Here is a 16,339-nt window from a genome sequence, read left to right on the forward strand (position 1 = left end):
TTGCCGATTTATGGGCAAGGGGGCGGCATTTTCCGTGAATTACGCTGGCTGCTAAACGCGGGAAAACTGGCGGAGTGGTTCGCCTGGCCAGACCAAAGGTGCCATAGATAAAAGGTAATTCTACGGTTCAAAGCGGCCCGCCCATCGCGCGACGCGCTGTGGGGAGTCATTAAACATCATAACGCCGCTTTCATGTCCGCGTTCCATTCTCATTCCGGTTCCGCTTCGGATGATTCTCACGATCATCACGGCGAGCCCGCGCATCATCACCACGACCATGAGCACGAGGAATTCTCGCTGCCGTTGTTCATCCTGACGATCGCGCTCACGCTTGGCGGCCTGTTCGCCGCCCTGTGGTTTTTCTTTCCGTCGATCTGGTCCGCCCAGTTCGTGGGCCCGCTCTGGAAGGGAGTGGCGGCGTTTCTGGGGATCAGCCTGCTCAACTGTTTTGTGGAGTATTTTTTCCACCGTTACGTGCTGCACAAACCGGCGGTGCCGCTGTTCCGCTATTTTTACCGGCAGCACACGCTGCACCACGGACTGACCCGCATCGCGAAACGGCGCACGCGCGACGGGACCGGCGTGCTGTTTATCGAAAACAAATTCCCCATCGTCGAACCCGAGCAGCACGAGGCGTCGTTTTTCCCGTGGTACTCGTTCGCCACGTTTGCCGCGATCATGACGCCGGTGCTCGTGACGCTGCACTGGCTGATGCCGTCGTTCCCGTGGTTCATTGCCGGGTTCGCCGCGCTCGCCAGTTCGCTGACGCTTTACGAGGTGCTGCACGCCATCAACCACTGGCCGTTCGAAAGCTGGGAGCCGCTCATCAAGCACCCGCGCTGGAAATGGTTCTGGCTGCCGGTCTATGGATTCCACCTGCGGCATCACGCCGTGACGGATTGCAACGAATCGATCTCCGGGTTTTTCGGCCTGCCGGTGGCTGACTGGACGTTTCGCACCTGCGTGATCCCGCAGACAGTGTATGCGCAGGGAGAGGAGTGGGAGCCGGGCAAGTTCGAGAGCCCGCGTCCGGTCGGCTTTATCCGCTGGCTGGACGGAGTCGCCGACCGCGCGGTGAAGCGGCGTCGCGAGCGCGCTGCGCGCCCGGCGCCGGCAAGGACGGCTGCTGCGGCGGCGCTGCCGGATTTCAGCCGCGGCGAGGAGCGGGCCAACTGGATCACGCACGGCATCGGCCTGGCGCTGAGCATCGTCGGGCTCACGCTGCTCATCGTTTTCGCCAGCCTGCGCGGGGATGCCTGGCATGTGGCCAGTTTCACCGTATTCGGCCTGACACTACTGCTGCTCTACACCGCTTCGACGCTTTATCACGGATGGCGGGCCGGCGGGCGGGCCAAGGGCCTGTTGCTGCGCATCGACCATGCGGCGATTTTCCTGCTCATTGCGGGCACCTACACGCCCTTCCTGCTGACGAGCCTGCGCGGGCCGTGGGGCTGGTCGCTGTTCGGCGTGGTCTGGGGCCTCTGCGGAGGCGGGGCAGTCTTCCAGTTTTTCTTCGGCGGACGTTTCCGCAAGGCCTCGACGATCGCGTATCTGGTGGCGGGGTGGCTGATCGTCGTGGCGCTCAAGCCGTTGCTCGACACGGTGCCGGACGGCGGCCTCTGGCTGCTGCTCGCCGGCGGCCTGTGCTACACGGGCGGGCTGATTTTCTACGCCTTGAAACACCTGAAGTATCACCATGCGGCCTGGCACACCTGCGTGCTCGGCGGCAGCACCTGCCATTTCCTCTCCGTGCTGCTGTTCCTGCTGCCGCGGGGGGCATAGATCGCGACGAGTCAGGGGGGGCGGTTCAATCGGCCGGCTTCGGGCCGATGACCAGGCGGATCGGACGTTTTCGGGAGTCGGTGAATCCGGATTCCGACGTAAGGTTAGCGGATTAAGGCGTTGCGCGGGTGTCCGCCCGTTGCAGGCGGCGTTCGCGCAGCATCGCGAAAATAACCGGGGTGACGACGAGGATGTGGACGAGCGACGACAACATGCCGCCGACCACGGGAGCGGCGATGGGGCGCATGACTTCCACACCGGTGCGCACGCTCCAGAAAATCGGGAGGAGCGAGGCGACCGTCGTCGCCACCGTCATCACCTTGGGACGCAGGCGCAGTCGGGCGCCGGCCTTGATGGCGTCGATGAGTTCGGCATGGGAAAGCTGCTCTTTTCCTGTTTCCGCGAGTTTGGCCGCCACGGCTTCCTCAAGATAGACGACCATCACCACGCCGGTCTGGATCGCCGTGCCGAAGAGCGCGATGTAACCGACCCATACCGCCACGCTGAAATTGTAGCCGAGGATCGCTTGCAGGATCACGCCGCCGGTCAGCGCGAAGGGGACGGCGAGGATGACGTGCGCCGCCTCGCTCACGCTGCGGAAGGTCATCACGAGCAGGATGAAAATGATGCCGATCACCACCGGGAAAACATAGGCCAGCGTCTGCCGGGCGCGGATCTGGTTTTCGTACTGGCCCGAGTACTCGATCGTCATGCCGGGATCGAGACGGACGTCGCGCTCGATGCGCTCCCGGATATCGTGAACGAAACTGCCGAGGTCGCGATCCTGCACGTTGGCCTGCACGAAGACGCGGAGGCGTCCGTTTTCGGAGGAGATTTCGCTCGGGCCGATCACGCGGCGGATGTCGGCAAGTTGCCGGAGCTGCACGAAGGGGCCGGCGGGCGTGGGAATGAGGAGTTCGCCGAGCTTTTCGAGATCGTCCCGGTCGGCGCGCTCGAGGCGCACCTGGATGGGCCAGCGTTCGCGTCCCTTGATCGTGGTCGTGACGGATACGCCGCCGAGGCCGGCTTCGACGTAGCGGAAGAGGTCCTCGATCCGCAGGCCGTAACGGCCGAGCGCGTCGCGGTTGGCATGGATTTCCAGATACGGTTTTCCCTGTGAACGCGAGGGAGCGACGCCGGTCGCTCCGGGGATCGACGCGATGACGCGCTCGACCTCGAAGGCTTTTTGTTGGATGGCGTCGAGGTCGTCGCCGAAGATCTTGACGCCGACCTGCGCGCGGATGCCGGTGCTCGTCATCAGGATCCGGTTCTCGATCGGTTGCAGGAAACCGGGGACGTAGCCGGGGACTTGCGTGAGGCGTTCGCCGAGTTCGGAGACGATCTGCTGCTTGGTCATGCCGGCGGGCCATTCGGCGGGCGGCTTGAGCATGATGGTGGTCTCGATCATCTCGACGGGCGCGGGGTCGGTGGCGGTCTCGGCGCGGCCGAGCTTGCCGGCGACGGAGGCGACCGCCGGGTGCTCGCGGATGACACGGTCCTGCCACGACATGATGCGCTTCACCTCGGTCAGCGAGGTGGCGGGCAGGAGCACGGGCATGAAGAGCAGCGAACCTTCCTCCAGCGTGGGCATGAACTCGGCGCCGAAACCTTGCGTGCGCGCGGCGAGCGGGGCGGGCAGGCGTTCGCGGAGGTCGCGCGGCAGGCCGAAGGCGAGGACGCAGGCGAAGGCGAGCAGGACAAAGGCGCAGGCGAGGACGGTCTTGCGCCAGACGAGCGCCCAATCGAGGACAGGCTCGTAGATTTTGAGGAGGCCGCGCATCAGCCAGTTTTCGCTTTCGGGCTTGAACGGGCCGCGCACGAGCCAGGTGCAGAAAACGGGGACGGCGGTGATGGCGAGGACGACGGCGGCGAGGAGCGCGAAGGACTTGGTGTAGGCGAGCGGATGGAAGAGTTTGCCCTCCTGGCCGGTGAGCAGGAAGACCGGCACGAAGGCGAGGATGATGATCATCATCGAAAAAAACATGGGGCGGCCCACCTGCGTGGCGGCGGTGAGGGTTTCCTGAAAAACCTCGGGCGGGGTGAGGCGGCGGCGCAGGTGCTCCTCGGCGCGTTCGCAGTGGCGGATGACGTTTTCCGTCATGACGATGCCGGCGTCGACGAGCACGCCGATGGAGATGGCGATGCCGGTCAGCGACATGATGTGCGAAGGGATGCCAAACTCCTTCATCAGGATGAACGAGATGAGGATCGAGGCGGGCAGCGGCAGCGTGACGATGAGGATCGAGCGGAAATGGAAGAGGAAGAGGATGTGCGCGAGCGTCACGAGGATGATCTCCTCGACGAGCGCGCCCTTGAGGGTATCGATGGCGCGCTGGATGAGATCGCTGCGGTCGTAGAACGGCTCCACAGTGACGCCGGCCGGCAGGCCGCTGCCGAGGTCGGCGATGCGCGCCTTCACGTCATGAATGACCTGATACGCATTTTCGCCGTAGCGCATGACGACGATGCCGCCGACGACTTCGCGGCCGTCGACATCGAGCGCGCCGCGGCGGAAGTCGCCGCCGATCTGCACGTGCGCCACATCGCGCAGGTAGAGCGGCGTGCCGTCGCGCGCTTGCAGGGGGATGTTTTCGAGATCGGCAGGCGCGGTGACGAGGCCGACGCCGCGCACGATGAACTCGGCGCCGTTTTCCTCGATGGTCTTGCCGCCGACGTTCAGGTTGCTGGCGGCGACGGCGTCCATGACTTCGCCGAGCATGAGGCCGTACTGTTTGAGTTTCAGGGACGAGACCTCGACCTGATACTGGCGGACGAAGCCGCCGATGCTGGCGACTTCGGATACGCCGGGGACGGAGGCGAGCTGGTAGCGGACAAACGTGTCCTGGAGATTGCGGAGCGAGCCGAGGTCGTGCGCGCCGGACTCGTCTTTCAGGTAATACTGGTAAACCCAGCCGAGGCCGGTGGCGTCGGGGCCGAGGCGGGCGGCGACGCCGTCGGGGAGGACGTCGCCGAGAGAGTTGAGGCGTTCGAGGACGCGGGTGCGGGCGAAGTAGTTTTCGATATCGTCGTTGAAAATGACGGTGAGAAAGGAGAAACCGAACATCGAGGTGGCGCGCACGGTGCGCACCCCGGCGAGGCCCTGGAGCGAGACGGAGAGCGGGTAGGTGATCTGGTCCTCGACTTCCTGCGGGGAGCGGCCGGGCCAGTCGGCGTAGACGATGACCTGGTTTTCCGAGAGGTCGGGAATGGCGTCCACGGGCACGGTGCGCAGGGCGACAAAACCCCAGGCGCAAAGGGCGATGAAGGCAGCCGCGACGAGGAAGCGGTTGTGGAGTGACCAGTGGATGACGCGGGAAATCATTTTTGGAAAAGCTGGAAGGCTGAAACGCTGAAAGCTGAAATCAGACTTCGGTTGTGGTATGGGTGAGGGGTCAGGCTGGTTTTATTTCAGCGTTTCGGATTTCAGCGTTTCAGCTTTTCCCGGGACTTCTTCACCGCATTCGAGCATGTCGGAGCCGAAGAAGGGATTGCGGAGGGCGGGTTGCGTGGCGTGCTGGAGCCAGCGGCCGGTGCCGAGTTCGGGAGTCATCGGGCATTGGTAGATGCGGACTCCGAGCGCGGTTCGTTCGGCAGGCGGGAGGGCGAGGACCTGATCGGCGAGTTGCGTGCTCCAGTGTTCGAAGGCGGCGCGGGCGGTTTTGAGATCGGAAGCCGCGGCGGCGGAGGCGGCGAGCGCGGGGACAGTAGTTGCGATCTTTTTCCAGGCGGCGAGATCGTCGGAGGCGAGGGCCTCGCTGGCAGATGCGGCGGCATGGACGACTTCGTCGGTGAGTCGGGTGTTCGGGGTCTGGAGTCTGGAGTTGTCGCCGGCGGGGGGGACCGTGCCAGGAGCAACATTGCCTGAACCCTGAACTCCGGCTTCCGGACCCTGAACCGGATCAGCGGCGGCGGAACTGCTGCTGATCTGCGCCTGCCCGTCGACGAGGAGCGCGCCTTCGGTGACGACGTGTTCGCCGGCAGCGAGGCCGGCGAGCACTTCCCAGGCGGTGTCGCCGGCGCGGCCAAGGCGGAGCGAACGTGGTTCGTAGGCGGTGCCGCCTTTGGCCACCCAGGCGACGGGCTGGTCGCGGGTGAAGAGGACGGCGCTGCGGGGGACGAGAAGCGCGTCGGAAGCGAGCGTGGCCGCGAGTGTGGCGTAAACGGTCTGGCCACGGCGGAGGGCGGCGTCGGTGTTGGGCAGTTCGACGCGGGCGCGGGCCGTGCGGGTGGTTTCGTTGAGGTTGGTGTCGATGTAGGTGATCGGGGCGTTCCAGGTGCGGCCGGGGGCGGCCGGGGTGGTGAGGGTGGCGGTGACGGTCTGGGAGAGGTCGGCGGTGGCACGGGCATCCTGCCCGTGATTTGCGGGGGAGGAGGCCGGAATTTGAAATTCGGAATTTGAGATTTTGGATTTCGGAGCGGGCGGGACGCCCGCGCCACGGTCCAGCACGGCGAGGTCCGGTTCGTAGATGTCGAGCAGCGCCCACAGGGTGGAGAAATCGGCGAGCGTGAAAAGCTCGTCGCCGGCGTTCACATAGCCGCCGGCGAAGGCGGCGGGGGCGCGGGCGATGACGGTGCCGGAGAGCGGTGCGAGGATTTCGGTGTCGCGGGAGACGGCGTCGGCCTTGGCGAGCGCATCGATTTGCGTATCGAGCAGGCCGAGACGGCGGAGTTTTTCGCGGGCAACGGCGACGAGCGGCGAGTCCGGCGTGGCCGTGGCGAGGGCGTGGAATTCCTGGCGGGCGGTGAGCAGGTCGGGGCTGTAGACGGTGGCGAGCGGCTGGCCGGCGGTGACGACGACACCGGTGGTGGGGATGTGAATACGCTCGATGCGGGCATCGGTCCACGCGGCGATGATTTTCTGCCGGGATTCGTCGGCCTCGATCGTGCCGGCGAGGCGGAGCGTGCGGGTGAGCGGGCCGCGGGTGACTTCGTGCGTCTGCACGCCGATGACGGCGGCGGACGAGGCGGCGAGGGTGACGACGTTGCCACCGGCGGGAATGCCTTGTTCGCCTTCATAGACAGGGACGAGCGTCATGCCGCAGATGGTGCACTTGCCGGGTTTGTCGGAGGTGATCCAGGGGTGCATCGGCGACTGGTAGAAGCGGATCTTGCGGGCAGCCGGGTTGCCGGCAGCGCCGTCGGATGCGTGGGCGGCGAGGTGCGCGGCATGGTAATGCTGGCTGGCGAAGAACCAGCCGCCGGCGGCCGCGAGCGCGGCGGTGACGAGGAGCGTGAGGGTGGTGCGGAACATTGGAAGAGGGCGAGTGGCGATGATGGGAGGGATGGGAGAGAGAGGAGGGATGGGAGAAATGGGATGAAGGTATCGGGGAAATAGTTACATGCCGGTTTTTCCCGGATTGTCCGGCAGTGTCAGGTCGCTGGCGGTGAGGAAGGCGAGTTCGGCGGCGGCGAGGGCGTGGTCGGCGCGGATGTCGGCGAGTTTTTGTCGCGTGTCGAGCGTAGCGCGTTCGGCGTCGAGCAGGGAGGGCAGGGGGGCGCGGCCGGTTTCGTAATCGCGGCGGGCGGCGGCGGTGGCGGCGGCGGCGAGCGGGAGGAGTTCGTTTTCGTAGCGGCCGACCTGCGCGGCGGTGGCGGCGGTGCGGGCGTGGGCGGCGGCGGTGAGGCCGGCGATCTCGGCTTCGCCGGCATCGGCGGCGGCGCGGGGGGAGGCGAGCTGGCTTTGGGCAGCGCGGATTTCGGCGCGGTTGCGGCGGGCGTTGAACCAGGGCATGCTGAAGGCAATGCCGGTGTCGTAAGCGTAGATGGCTTCGCCCGAGCCGTTCATGTGGCGGGCGGCAATCATGAGTTCGGGATCGATGGCGTTGACCTTGCGGGCAAGGGCGAGGCGCGCGTCGGCGGCGGCGGTTTCGCGGAGCGCGACGGCGATGTCGGGGCTGCGGGCGCGGGCGCGGGCCACGGCGTCGGCGAGCGTGAGGGAGGGCGGGGCGGGCGGCGGGAGCGTGAGCGGAGCGACGGGGGTCTGCGCAGGCCGGAGGAGAAGGGCGTTGAGCATGGCGGCGTCCTGCGAGCGGGCGGAGTCGAGGTCGGTGCGTTCGGCGTCGAGCCGGGCGAGGTCGGTGTCGAGGGCGAGCAGATCGGTTTGCGGGCGCTGGCCGGTTTCGTAAGCGAGGCGGACGAGGACGCGGGTTTGCGCGAGGAGAGCGCGGAGTTGTGTGTTGAGCGCGAGGCGTTCGTCGGTGGCGGCGAGGCGGGTGAAGGCGGTGCGGGCCTGGTTGAGGAGGAGCCACTCGCTGCGGAGGGATTGCGCGTCGGCGACCGTGGCCTCGGCGGCGGCGGCGCGGGCGCGGAGTTTGGGGCGTCCGCTGAGGGGGATTTCCTGGGTCAGGCCGAATTCGAGGTCGTTGTAGGTGGTGAAGCGGTTGGTGTTGTCGCGCATGAACTCGACGCGCAGGCGCGGGTCCATCCAGGCGCCTTCGCTGTCGACGCGGGCGCGGCTGGCCTCGGCGGCGGCACGGGCGGCCGTCAGCGCGGGGTGGCGGGCGCGCAGTTCGGCGAAAATGGCCGGGAGCGTGAGCGGCGCGACGGCGGGGGAGATGTCATCCGTTTCAGACGCGGCGGCGGAGAGAGGCGCGGCGACCGGCCAGAGGCCGGAGAGTGACAGGAGCGTGTAGGTGACAAGCGTTGGACGCATGGGAGAGTGGCGAATCAATGAAGAGGGTAGAAGAACCGGATACCGGAGGGCACAGCGCAGAATGGAAGGACGCGGTGAGGCAACGCTCATGGGCAAGGATGCCCATGCCACTTTGCGGAGAGGCGACGCGTACGGGCTGGAAGCCCGTGCCACGTCGGAGCGGAGGGGCAACGCTTGCGGGCGGGACCCCCGCGCCACGCATCTCAGCGGGTGGCGGCGTCCGCTTTCCGGGCGTCGGCGATTTTGGCGAGGGCGGGAGCCGGGTTTTTGTTGAACGGGCCGATGCAGCCCTTGCAGCAGAATTTTACGGTCTGGTCGGGCTGGTCTTTCTGTTTGTAAACGTACGTGACGGGCTCGCCCATGGCGCCGAGTTTTTTGCCGGAGATGACGCAGGTGGTGAGCGGGTAGGGAGCCTCTCCGGATTTGTCTGCGACGGCTGTGACGGCTGCGGCGGCGGTTGCCGGGATGGCGGGCGGCGCGGCGCAGATGCCGCCGGAGTGGCAGGAGGCGGTGTCGCCGGGGGAGGCGGCGGCCTTGCTGTCGGCGGAGCCGGAGTCGATGACGGCAAAGGCGAACGGGGCGATCAGGGCGAGGGCGAGCGCGAGGACCGGAAGTGTTTTCATAGGCCGGGTTATACGCGGATGAACGGGGAAACCCTGCGGGTTTTTTTGAAGTTGGTCGTTTGAAATTTGAAGTTGGTAGTTGGCAGTTGGTAATTGGTGGCCGGAAACCGGAAGGCACGACGTGATCGAAGACCAATTTCAAATTACCAACTTCAAACGACCAACTCCCAACTTCTCCCGCCCGGCGGGCGGGTTAAGGATTGTCGGGAGCGGGGAATGAGGTTTTCGATTCCCGTCATGATTCTGCCCGGTCTGGTTTCGGTTACGTTTCGCAAACTTGCTCCTGCCGACATCGTCGCGCTGGTGCGTCAGGCCGGTCTGGCCGGCATCGAGTGGGGCGGCGATGTGCATGTGCCGCACGGCGATCTGGCGCGTGCCCGCGAAGTCCGCGAACTCACGGAGCAGGCCGGGCTGCGCGTCGCGGCTTACGGGAGCTATTATCGCGCGGGGCAAAGTGAAAGCGACGGGTTGCCGTTCACCCGCGTGCTCGACACGGCGCTCGAACTGGGGGCGCCGACGATCCGCGTGTGGCCGGGCGGGAAAGCCTCGGCCGAAGTATCGGATCAGGAGCGGGCGCGCATCGTGGCCGACCTGGAACGCATCGCCGGCCTCGCCGCCGCCCGGGGCGTGACGGTGTCAACCGAGTTTCATGCGGGCTCGCTGACGGACACGAACGAATCCGCCCGGCAGCTTCTCGCCGAGGTCAACCACCCGGCGCTGCTCACGTGCTGGCAGCCGCACAACGGCGAGGAAGCGGCGCCGGCCCTGCGCGGCCTGAAAGCGGTGCTGCCGCGGGTGGGTAACCTCCATGTTTTCCACTGGTGGCCGACTTCGGCCGACCGCCGCCCGCTGGCCGAAGGTGCGGAGCGGTGGCAGGCGTATCTCGCCGAGCTCGCAAAATCGCCGACGCCGGGCGGGCGCGAACGTTTCGCGCTGCTGGAGTTTGTGGCGGGCGATACCCCCGAGGCGTTCCTGCGCGATGCGGAAACGCTGAAGCAGTGGCTGGCGTGAACGGAGCAGAGCGGAGCAGAGGACAGAAGCCAGAGGCCAGAAGACAGAGCTACCTTTCTGGCCTCTGCTCTCTGGCCTCTGGCTTCTGTCCTCTGCATTCCGGCTTGCTCCGTTCCCCGCAGGCCGAGCACCATCGGCGCACCATGCATTCCAAACCGCAGGTTCTCGCCTGGCTCACCTGTGACGGCGTCCACATCGACCCCGCCACGGGCAAGCACACCATCCTCGGCATCTTCTCCAACATCCGCTCGCGCCAATTCCCGGTGACGCACCCGTTCATGGTCTGGTTCCTCTCGCTCAGCGACGTGCCGGCCGGCGAACACGCGATCCGCATCTCGATGGGCCTCGATCCCTCGAATCCGCAGCCGCTGATCGATCGCAAATTCCAGTCGCAGGGCCCGCTCCAGCGGATCAATCTGATCAACGAAATCCGCAATCTCTCGTTTGCGCAACCGGGCGATTACGCTATCATTATCGAGATCGATGACGATCCGGTTCTCGTTACCAACATCAATGTGATGAACTGACGAAGACCGGCGCGTCTTTTTCTTCCGCTTCGCATCGCCGCCCCGCTTTCCTGCCCGCACCCGCAACGTCCGCCACTCCGTTTCCCCGCCATGCCCACGTCTTCCCCCTTTCGTTTCGATCTCGTCGGTGTCGGTTCGCCGATCATGGACCTTCTCGCCCGCGTCCCCGATGTGTTTCTCCGGCATGTGCATGGCGCCAAGGGCGGGATGGAGCTCGTGGATGCGGAGGAGATGGGGCGGCTGGTCTCGCGGTTGCCGGCCCTGCCGGCGACGGCGTCCGGCGGGGCGGCCGCCAACACCGCCAGCTCGGCGGCGCGGCTCGGGCTGCGGGTCACCTTTATCGGCAAGCTCGGTTCCGACACCACCGCGCAGGCCTACCGCGAACACTTCCGGCAGCTCGGCGGCGACGATTCACGTTTCAAGTACGCGGACTTGGCCAACGCCCGCTGCCTGTCGCTGATCACGCCCGACGGCGAACGCACCATGCGCACCTGTCTGGGCGCCGCGATGACGCTCGGGCCGGGCGAGATTTCGGCGGCGGATTTTTTCCAGTGCCGCCATGCGCATGTCGAAGGTTATCTGCTCTTCAACCGCGCGCTGGCCGACACCGTGCTCCGCTCCGCGCGCGCGGCGGGCTGCACGATCAGCATCGATCTGGCGTCATTCGAGGTGGTGAACTCTTCCCGCGAATGGCTGCTCGATCACATCCGCAAGGGGGTGGATGCGGTGTTTGCCAACGAGGACGAGATCCGCGCGCTGTTTCCCGATGCCGGCCCGTCACCCGATTACGGCAAACTCGCGGCCCGGCTGGCCGCGCTCGGGCCGGTGACGGCGGCCGTGAAGGTGGGCAAAAAAGGCGCCTGGGTGGCGCGTGGAGCAGAGCTGCACCACATCGAGCCGCGCCCGGCCTTGCAGGTGGTGGACACGACGGGCGCCGGCGATGCCTGGGCGGCGGGATTTTTGTCCGGCTGGCTGCGTGGCTGGAATATCGCCCGCGCCGGCGCGCTCGGATCGATTCTCGGCGCGGAGTGCGTGCAGCACCTCGGGCCCGGCATTCCCGATCATCGCTGGGAGGAGATCAATCTCGAGGCCGGCCGCCTCGTGTCCGGGCTTTGCCCGGGCGAGTGCTGGCGGTGAATGGGCGGCCCGGCGGTCCGTCAGTAAAAATCCAGGCTACCGCACCAGCATGAAACCGAGGCGGAACTGGGTGTCGCTGCGGCGGTTGTAGTCGAGGAGCGTTTCGCCCCAGCCGGTGAAGAACTGGAAGTGCAGGTAACCGTGCGCCCAGCCGATGGGGATGAGGTCGTTGATCCGGGCAAACGGCCAGGAAACATCCACGAGGATGCTGGCGTGGCCGCCGCTGCCGACGCGCGTGGTCGTGGCGATCTTGAGATTGTCGGCCCACTCGACGGACAGGTAGTAGTCGCCGTAGCCGCGGTAGGTGTCGATGTCGTCGTTTTCGCCGTCGTCGAGGTAGTAATACAGCCTGGGGGCGAAGGTGACCTGCCAGCGTTTGTCCTCGAGGTCGCCCCAGCGCAGTTCGGGGCGGAGGAACAGGATATTGATGCTCCGGCTTTCGTCGCCGTCCTGTCCGTTGGATTCATGTTCGAACCCGCCGGCATAGCCGAAGCGGCCGCCGAGGATGCGGGAGCCGGCGTCATGGCGCGCATACGAAATGGAAGGCCGGTAGCTGGAATCGTAAAACGGCTTCGAATCCGAGTGCAGGTCCCAGACCGACGTCTGTGTGTAGGCCAGGTAGACATCCTGCCACCAGTGTTCGCCTCCGACCGTGTCGTCACCGGGGCCGAACGGACGGTACTTGAGGCTGAACTGGAACCGTGCATTGCGACCGCCGCCCCCGCCGACCGAGAAATAAATGGGCTCGTTGGCCATCAGCCCGAGATCGCGGGCGGAGCGGCGTGGTGATCCGGCGGCTCCGGCTTCGCCACCTCCGGGAGTGGCCGCTCCGGCGCCGGAGGGAGAGGCGTCGCCGGCAGGGGCGGATGCGGAGCCGGCGACGGCCCCCGCCGTCTCTGCGGCGGAGGTTGGCGGAGCGGCTTCGGCGCTGACCTGCAACGCCACCGCGCCCGAGGCGCCGCTGGTATCCTGCACGACGATGAAGCCGGTCATGCCGGGCGGCAGCATGCCGGAGTAGGCGATGCGCGCCCAGGCGCCGGGGGCGAGGGTGACCTCGGCCGGCGCGTCGGCACTGCGGGCGAGCGTGACGGCGTCGGCGCGCTGGCCGAGCCGGGCGACCAGGCCGAGCGAGGCAGGCACGGGCTGCGTGACGGCGCTGTCTCCACCGTTGGTCAGCAACAGGGAAAGGATGACCGGCTCGCTGCCGGCGATGGCAGAGGCGGGCGCCTCGAGGGTGGAGCGGATGGCCCCCGGGCAGAGCAGGGGCAGAAGGCTGCACAAGAGGGCGAGACCAGGGCGGAAAAAGGGACGGGAGCACGCGAGATGCATGACCGGCAGTGAGACGAGCCCGTTGTGAAGGACAATGCCGGAAGCGATTTTTGTGCGGTTACTCATCCCGAACCATGAATAAACCGCTGAAGGTCGCTAACGGACGCCAAACCAGGCTTTCCCGATGGTTTGATTTTAGCGTCCGTTAGCGACCTTCAGCGGTCTCCCTCCTGTTCCCGTCAATCCGCGTAACCCTGAAAACCAGAGGCGGCACCGGGAACCACCCCGATGCCGCCTCAACCAGCAAACCAATAACTAGAACCAGGCAACAATTGTTGCTGCGGGGAAAGACGCGGTGCTCCGGCAAACGTTCAAAAAAGCGGAAGATATTTTCCCGTTTTTTGTAACCTGTTTGAAAACAAAATCATGAAAATGATATTTTGTTTTCCGGTCTCCCGCCGGGAAAGAAAAACCGGCGGAAAGGAAGCACGATGGTTTTGCGGTTTACAAGGAAGCGGGCGTTTCTAGCGTCCGGAGTTTCCATCCGTGCCCGGATGGCGGAATTGGCAGACGCAGCGGACTCAAAATCCGCCGCCCCTTAAAGGCGTGTGGGTTCGACCCCCACTCCGGGCACCATTCAAGTCGCGTGAGAATGCGACGCATTGCCGGGATGCCGAAACGGTATTTCGGCCCGGGAGTTTTCCACATCCAGACATGTCCGAAGCCACTGCGCTGCTCTACGAATCACACTGCCACACGCCGCTCTGCAAACACGCCATCGGCGAACCCTGGGAATACGCCGCCGCCGCCGAGGCGCGCGGATTGCGGGGGATCATCTTCACCTGCCACAGCCCCTTGCCCGACGGGTGGTCGGCCGACGTGCGGATGTCACCGGGGGAATTCGAGGTTTATGTGGAGATGATCGCGCGGACCCGCGAGCGGTTCGCCGGCCGCGTCGATGTGCGGCTCGGGCTGGAAAGCGACTTCTACCCGGGCGTCGAGCCGTGGCTGGAAAAACTCCACGCGCGCGCGCCGCTGCACCACGTGCTCGGCTCCGTGCACTACCAGGTGGGCGATTACCGGAGGCTCTATTTCAAGGGCGACGTTTTCGCGTATCAGCAACTCTACTACGACCACCTCGCGCGATCGGCCGAGACCGGGCTGTACGACACGCTGGCGCATCCCGACCTGATCAAGAACGAGAACCCGGCCCAGTGGGATTTTGCCCGCATCCGTCCCTTTATCGAGCGGGCGCTCGACCGCATCGCGGCGACCGGGGTGGCGATGGAGCTCAACACCAGCGGACTCCAGAAGGCGTTGCCCGAGATGAATCCCGGCCCGCAGCAACTGCAGATGATGGCGGAGCGCGGCATCCCGGTGGTGATCGGCGCCGATGCGCACCGCCCGCAACGCGTGGGCGCCAGCTACGAGGAGGCGCTTCGTCTGCTCGAGGCGGCCGGTTACCGGGAGGTGAGCTGGTTTCTCGATCGCAAGCGGCGGAGCGTGTCGATCGCCGACGCGCTGGCTTCGTTGCAGGGGTGAGCGATCCCGCAGCTACGCTCAACGGATACAAGCGAAGCCCCTGCTCATGCCGGCTTGAGGGAAAATGCGGGGAGAGCGCCGGCTTCGCGCAGGAGGGTCATGGCGCGTTTCTCGGCGGCGCGCATGCGGCGTTTTTTGACCGGTTGCAGGTCGTCGTAACCGGCGAGGTGCAGCCAGCCATGGACGAGGTAGAGGGTGAGCTCTTCGGAGAAATCGCGGCCGTGCTCCGCCGCATAGCGGGCGGCGGTGTCCGCGGAAACGCACACCTCGCCGGCCGCGCCGGTGCCGGCGGAATCGCCGGGTGAGAGGGAGGGCGGAGCCTCGAAGGTGATCACGTCGGTGGAAGAGGGATCGTCGAGGAAATCGGCGTGGAGCCGGGCGAGGGCGGCGTCGGTGAGAAATACGAGCGAGAGCTCGCCAGCGGGCGGGCCGCCTTCGAAGCGGCCGGCATGGGCGTCGAGATAGTGGAGAGCACGGGTCACTGCGCGGCGGTCGAGCCGGAGGCGGGAGTGGGCGTTGCGGATAAAAATGTCTCTCGGTGCGGTCGGCATGGCAGGCGGGCGCGGATTTTCGATTTTTGATTCCCGATTTTCGATTAAACCTGAAAACCGCGGCAGAGGGAACCGCTAAAGGACGCTAACGGACGCTAAACCAGGACAGGGTCAGGCAGGATGATCCGACGATGCCTTCACCCGGCAGGTGAATGTCCCGGTCTCCTGATCTCACCATCAATCTGTTTTCCTTTAGCGACTTTTAGCGTCCTTTAGCGGTCTCGACTTCTGAAGTCCCTTTCTCCTCTCTTTCTTGCGTCTTGCGCCCGCGGGCCGGGTTGGCCGGTAATTTCCGGGATGTCTTCCGGAAAACAGGCAACACCCGACAAACTCACCGAGATCATGGCGTGGAAACGGCAGGAAGTGGCGCCGCGCCTGCGCGCGGTGTCGCTCGACGAACTGGCCGCGCTCGACGCCCGCCTGCCGCGTCCGCCGTCGTTTGCCGCGGCGCTGCGCCGGCCCGACGGACAACTCGCCGTCATCGCCGAGATCAAGCGCCGTTCGCCCTCCGCCGGCGACATCCGGGCGGGCGCATCCGCGCTCGACCAGGCGCGCCGCTACCAGGCAGCCGGGGCGGATGCGCTTTCCGTGCTCACCGACGCGAAGTACTTCGGCGGCACGCTCGACGACCTGCGCGAGGTCACGGCGCATTTTGCGAAAAACCCGCCGGCCCGGCCCTGCATTCGCAAGGATTTTATGGTGCACCCGGTGCAGGTGCTGGAGGCGCGCGAGGCCGGGGCGAGCGCCATCCTCATCATCGTGCGCGCGCTCGACGATGCCGATATCGCCACGCTTTTCGCCGCCGCCGGCGCCGCCGGGCTCGATGCGCTGTTCGAGATCCACAACGAGGCCGAGCTCGATCGCGCCCTGCGGCATGGCGCGCGGATCATCGGGGTCAACAACCGCGACCTCTCGATCTTCAAGACCGATCTTGCGCTCAGCGAACGGCTCATCCCGCGTTTCCCGCGCGAGGTGGTGGCGGTCAGCGAGAGCGGCATCTTCACCGGGGCCGACGCCGCCCGCGCGCGGGCGTGCGGCGCGCATGCGATCCTCTGCGGCGAGGCGCTGATGAAGGCGCCCGACCCGGCCGCGCTGATCGCGGAGTTTCGCGGATGAAGACGGGCGGACGGACCGGCCGGGAGGAGGGGGACCCGGCAGCCCGCCAGCCATCCGGCGGGAGCACCGGCTGTCCGCCTTTCCAACCCCCGGACAGCCAGACCGGTTACATGCGGGCTTGATTGCCGC

At 66.2% G+C, this 16,339-nt stretch carries 13 protein-coding genes and 1 tRNA gene; 7 read left to right on the forward strand and 7 right to left on the reverse strand.

What is annotated here, in order from left to right:
• Positions 1 to 192 precede the first annotated feature (192 nt).
• Positions 193 to 1,782 carry a hemolysin D gene (locus OPIT5_16405; protein ID AHF91572.1) on the forward strand — a complete coding sequence of 530 codons (1,590 nt, stop codon included), beginning with the start codon at positions 193 to 195 and terminating at the stop codon, positions 1,780 to 1,782.
• Positions 1,783 to 1,894: 112 nt separating this feature from the next.
• Here OPIT5_16405 and OPIT5_16410 read toward each other — a convergent pair whose 3' ends face one another.
• The 4 genes from OPIT5_16410 to OPIT5_16425 form a co-directional block, all read right to left on the reverse strand.
• Positions 1,895 to 5,104: a heat-shock protein Hsp70 gene (locus OPIT5_16410; GenBank protein ID AHF91573.1), complete on the reverse strand. Its 3,210-nt coding sequence runs from the start codon at positions 5,102 to 5,104 to the stop codon at positions 1,895 to 1,897.
• Positions 5,105 to 5,185: 81 nt separating this feature from the next.
• Complete coding sequence (locus tag OPIT5_16415; GenBank protein AHF91574.1) at positions 5,186 to 7,033, reverse strand: RND transporter; 1,848 nt, start codon at positions 7,031 to 7,033, stop codon at positions 5,186 to 5,188.
• 84 nt (positions 7,034 to 7,117) lie between these two features.
• On the reverse strand, positions 7,118 to 8,434 hold the full coding sequence (locus OPIT5_16420) for a transporter (GenBank protein AHF91575.1): 1,317 nt from the start codon (positions 8,432 to 8,434) through the stop codon (positions 7,118 to 7,120).
• Between the two features lie 203 nt (positions 8,435 to 8,637).
• Positions 8,638 to 9,057 (reverse strand): hypothetical protein, encoded by a 420-nt coding sequence (locus OPIT5_16425; GenBank protein ID AHF91576.1) that lies wholly within the window; start codon positions 9,055 to 9,057, stop codon positions 8,638 to 8,640.
• 237 nt (positions 9,058 to 9,294) lie between these two features.
• On the opposite strand from OPIT5_16425, the gene OPIT5_16430 reads away from it, so the two are divergent.
• From OPIT5_16430 to OPIT5_16440, 3 genes are all read left to right on the forward strand, one after another.
• A complete protein-coding gene (locus OPIT5_16430) occupies positions 9,295 to 10,068 on the forward strand; it encodes a sugar phosphate isomerase (GenBank protein ID AHF91577.1) in 774 nt (257 codons plus the stop codon).
• Between the two features lie 143 nt (positions 10,069 to 10,211).
• Positions 10,212 to 10,595 (forward strand): hypothetical protein, encoded by a 384-nt coding sequence (locus OPIT5_16435; protein AHF91578.1) that lies wholly within the window; start codon positions 10,212 to 10,214, stop codon positions 10,593 to 10,595.
• 90 nt (positions 10,596 to 10,685) lie between these two features.
• The gene (locus tag OPIT5_16440) at positions 10,686 to 11,732 is read left to right on the forward strand and encodes a ribokinase (protein ID AHF91579.1); all 1,047 of its coding nucleotides are present in this window, start codon (positions 10,686 to 10,688) and stop codon (positions 11,730 to 11,732) included.
• Between the two features lie 36 nt (positions 11,733 to 11,768).
• Here the strand turns inward: OPIT5_16440 and OPIT5_16445 are convergent, their stop codons facing one another.
• A complete protein-coding gene (locus tag OPIT5_16445; GenBank protein ID AHF91580.1) occupies positions 11,769 to 12,755 on the reverse strand; it encodes a phospholipase A in 987 nt (328 codons plus the stop codon).
• 670 nt (positions 12,756 to 13,425) lie between these two features.
• Entirely contained in the window at positions 13,426 to 13,545 is a 120-nt protein-coding gene (locus tag OPIT5_16450) for a hypothetical protein (protein ID AHF94446.1), read from the reverse strand.
• A 4-nt stretch (positions 13,546 to 13,549) separates the two neighbouring features.
• Between OPIT5_16450 and OPIT5_16455 the strand changes: the two genes are divergently transcribed.
• Positions 13,550 to 13,637: transfer RNA gene (locus tag OPIT5_16455), tRNA-Leu, on the forward strand.
• A 78-nt stretch (positions 13,638 to 13,715) separates the two neighbouring features.
• Complete coding sequence (locus OPIT5_16460; protein AHF91581.1) at positions 13,716 to 14,543, forward strand: histidinol phosphatase; 828 nt, start codon at positions 13,716 to 13,718, stop codon at positions 14,541 to 14,543.
• Between the two features lie 44 nt (positions 14,544 to 14,587).
• Here OPIT5_16460 and OPIT5_16465 read toward each other — a convergent pair whose 3' ends face one another.
• On the reverse strand, positions 14,588 to 15,094 hold the full coding sequence (locus tag OPIT5_16465; GenBank protein ID AHF91582.1) for a hypothetical protein: 507 nt from the start codon (positions 15,092 to 15,094) through the stop codon (positions 14,588 to 14,590).
• Between the two features lie 297 nt (positions 15,095 to 15,391).
• Between OPIT5_16465 and OPIT5_16470 the strand changes: the two genes are divergently transcribed.
• Positions 15,392 to 16,210, forward strand: a complete 819-nt coding sequence (locus OPIT5_16470) for an indole-3-glycerol-phosphate synthase (GenBank protein AHF91583.1) — start codon at positions 15,392 to 15,394, stop codon at positions 16,208 to 16,210.
• The last annotated feature ends 129 nt before the right edge of the window (positions 16,211 to 16,339 follow it).

The sequence above is a fragment of the Opitutaceae bacterium TAV5 genome (assembly GCA_000242935.3).
Classification (GTDB): Bacteria; Verrucomicrobiota; Verrucomicrobiia; order Opitutales; family Opitutaceae; genus Geminisphaera.

What these genes read in the sequence shown, in the direction of transcription:
- OPIT5_16405 (AHF91572.1), top strand. Translation starts at nt 193, where the DNA reads ATGTCCGCGTTCCATTCTCATTCCGGTTCCGCTTCGGATGATTCTCAC.
- OPIT5_16410 (AHF91573.1), bottom strand. Translation starts at nt 5,104, where the DNA reads ATGATTTCCCGCGTCATCCACTGGTCACTCCACAACCGCTTCCTCGTC.
- OPIT5_16415 (AHF91574.1), bottom strand. Translation starts at nt 7,033, where the DNA reads ATGTTCCGCACCACCCTCACGCTCCTCGTCACCGCCGCGCTCGCGGCC.
- OPIT5_16420 (AHF91575.1), bottom strand. Translation starts at nt 8,434, where the DNA reads ATGCGTCCAACGCTTGTCACCTACACGCTCCTGTCACTCTCCGGCCTC.
- OPIT5_16425 (AHF91576.1), bottom strand. Translation starts at nt 9,057, where the DNA reads ATGAAAACACTTCCGGTCCTCGCGCTCGCCCTCGCCCTGATCGCCCCG.
- OPIT5_16430 (AHF91577.1), top strand. Translation starts at nt 9,295, where the DNA reads ATGATTCTGCCCGGTCTGGTTTCGGTTACGTTTCGCAAACTTGCTCCT.
- OPIT5_16435 (AHF91578.1), top strand. Translation starts at nt 10,212, where the DNA reads ATGCATTCCAAACCGCAGGTTCTCGCCTGGCTCACCTGTGACGGCGTC.
- OPIT5_16440 (AHF91579.1), top strand. Translation starts at nt 10,686, where the DNA reads ATGCCCACGTCTTCCCCCTTTCGTTTCGATCTCGTCGGTGTCGGTTCG.
- OPIT5_16450 (AHF94446.1), bottom strand. Translation starts at nt 13,545, where the DNA reads ATGGAAACTCCGGACGCTAGAAACGCCCGCTTCCTTGTAAACCGCAAA.
- OPIT5_16460 (AHF91581.1), top strand. Translation starts at nt 13,716, where the DNA reads ATGTCCGAAGCCACTGCGCTGCTCTACGAATCACACTGCCACACGCCG.
- OPIT5_16465 (AHF91582.1), bottom strand. Translation starts at nt 15,094, where the DNA reads ATGCCGACCGCACCGAGAGACATTTTTATCCGCAACGCCCACTCCCGC.
- OPIT5_16470 (AHF91583.1), top strand. Translation starts at nt 15,392, where the DNA reads ATGTCTTCCGGAAAACAGGCAACACCCGACAAACTCACCGAGATCATG.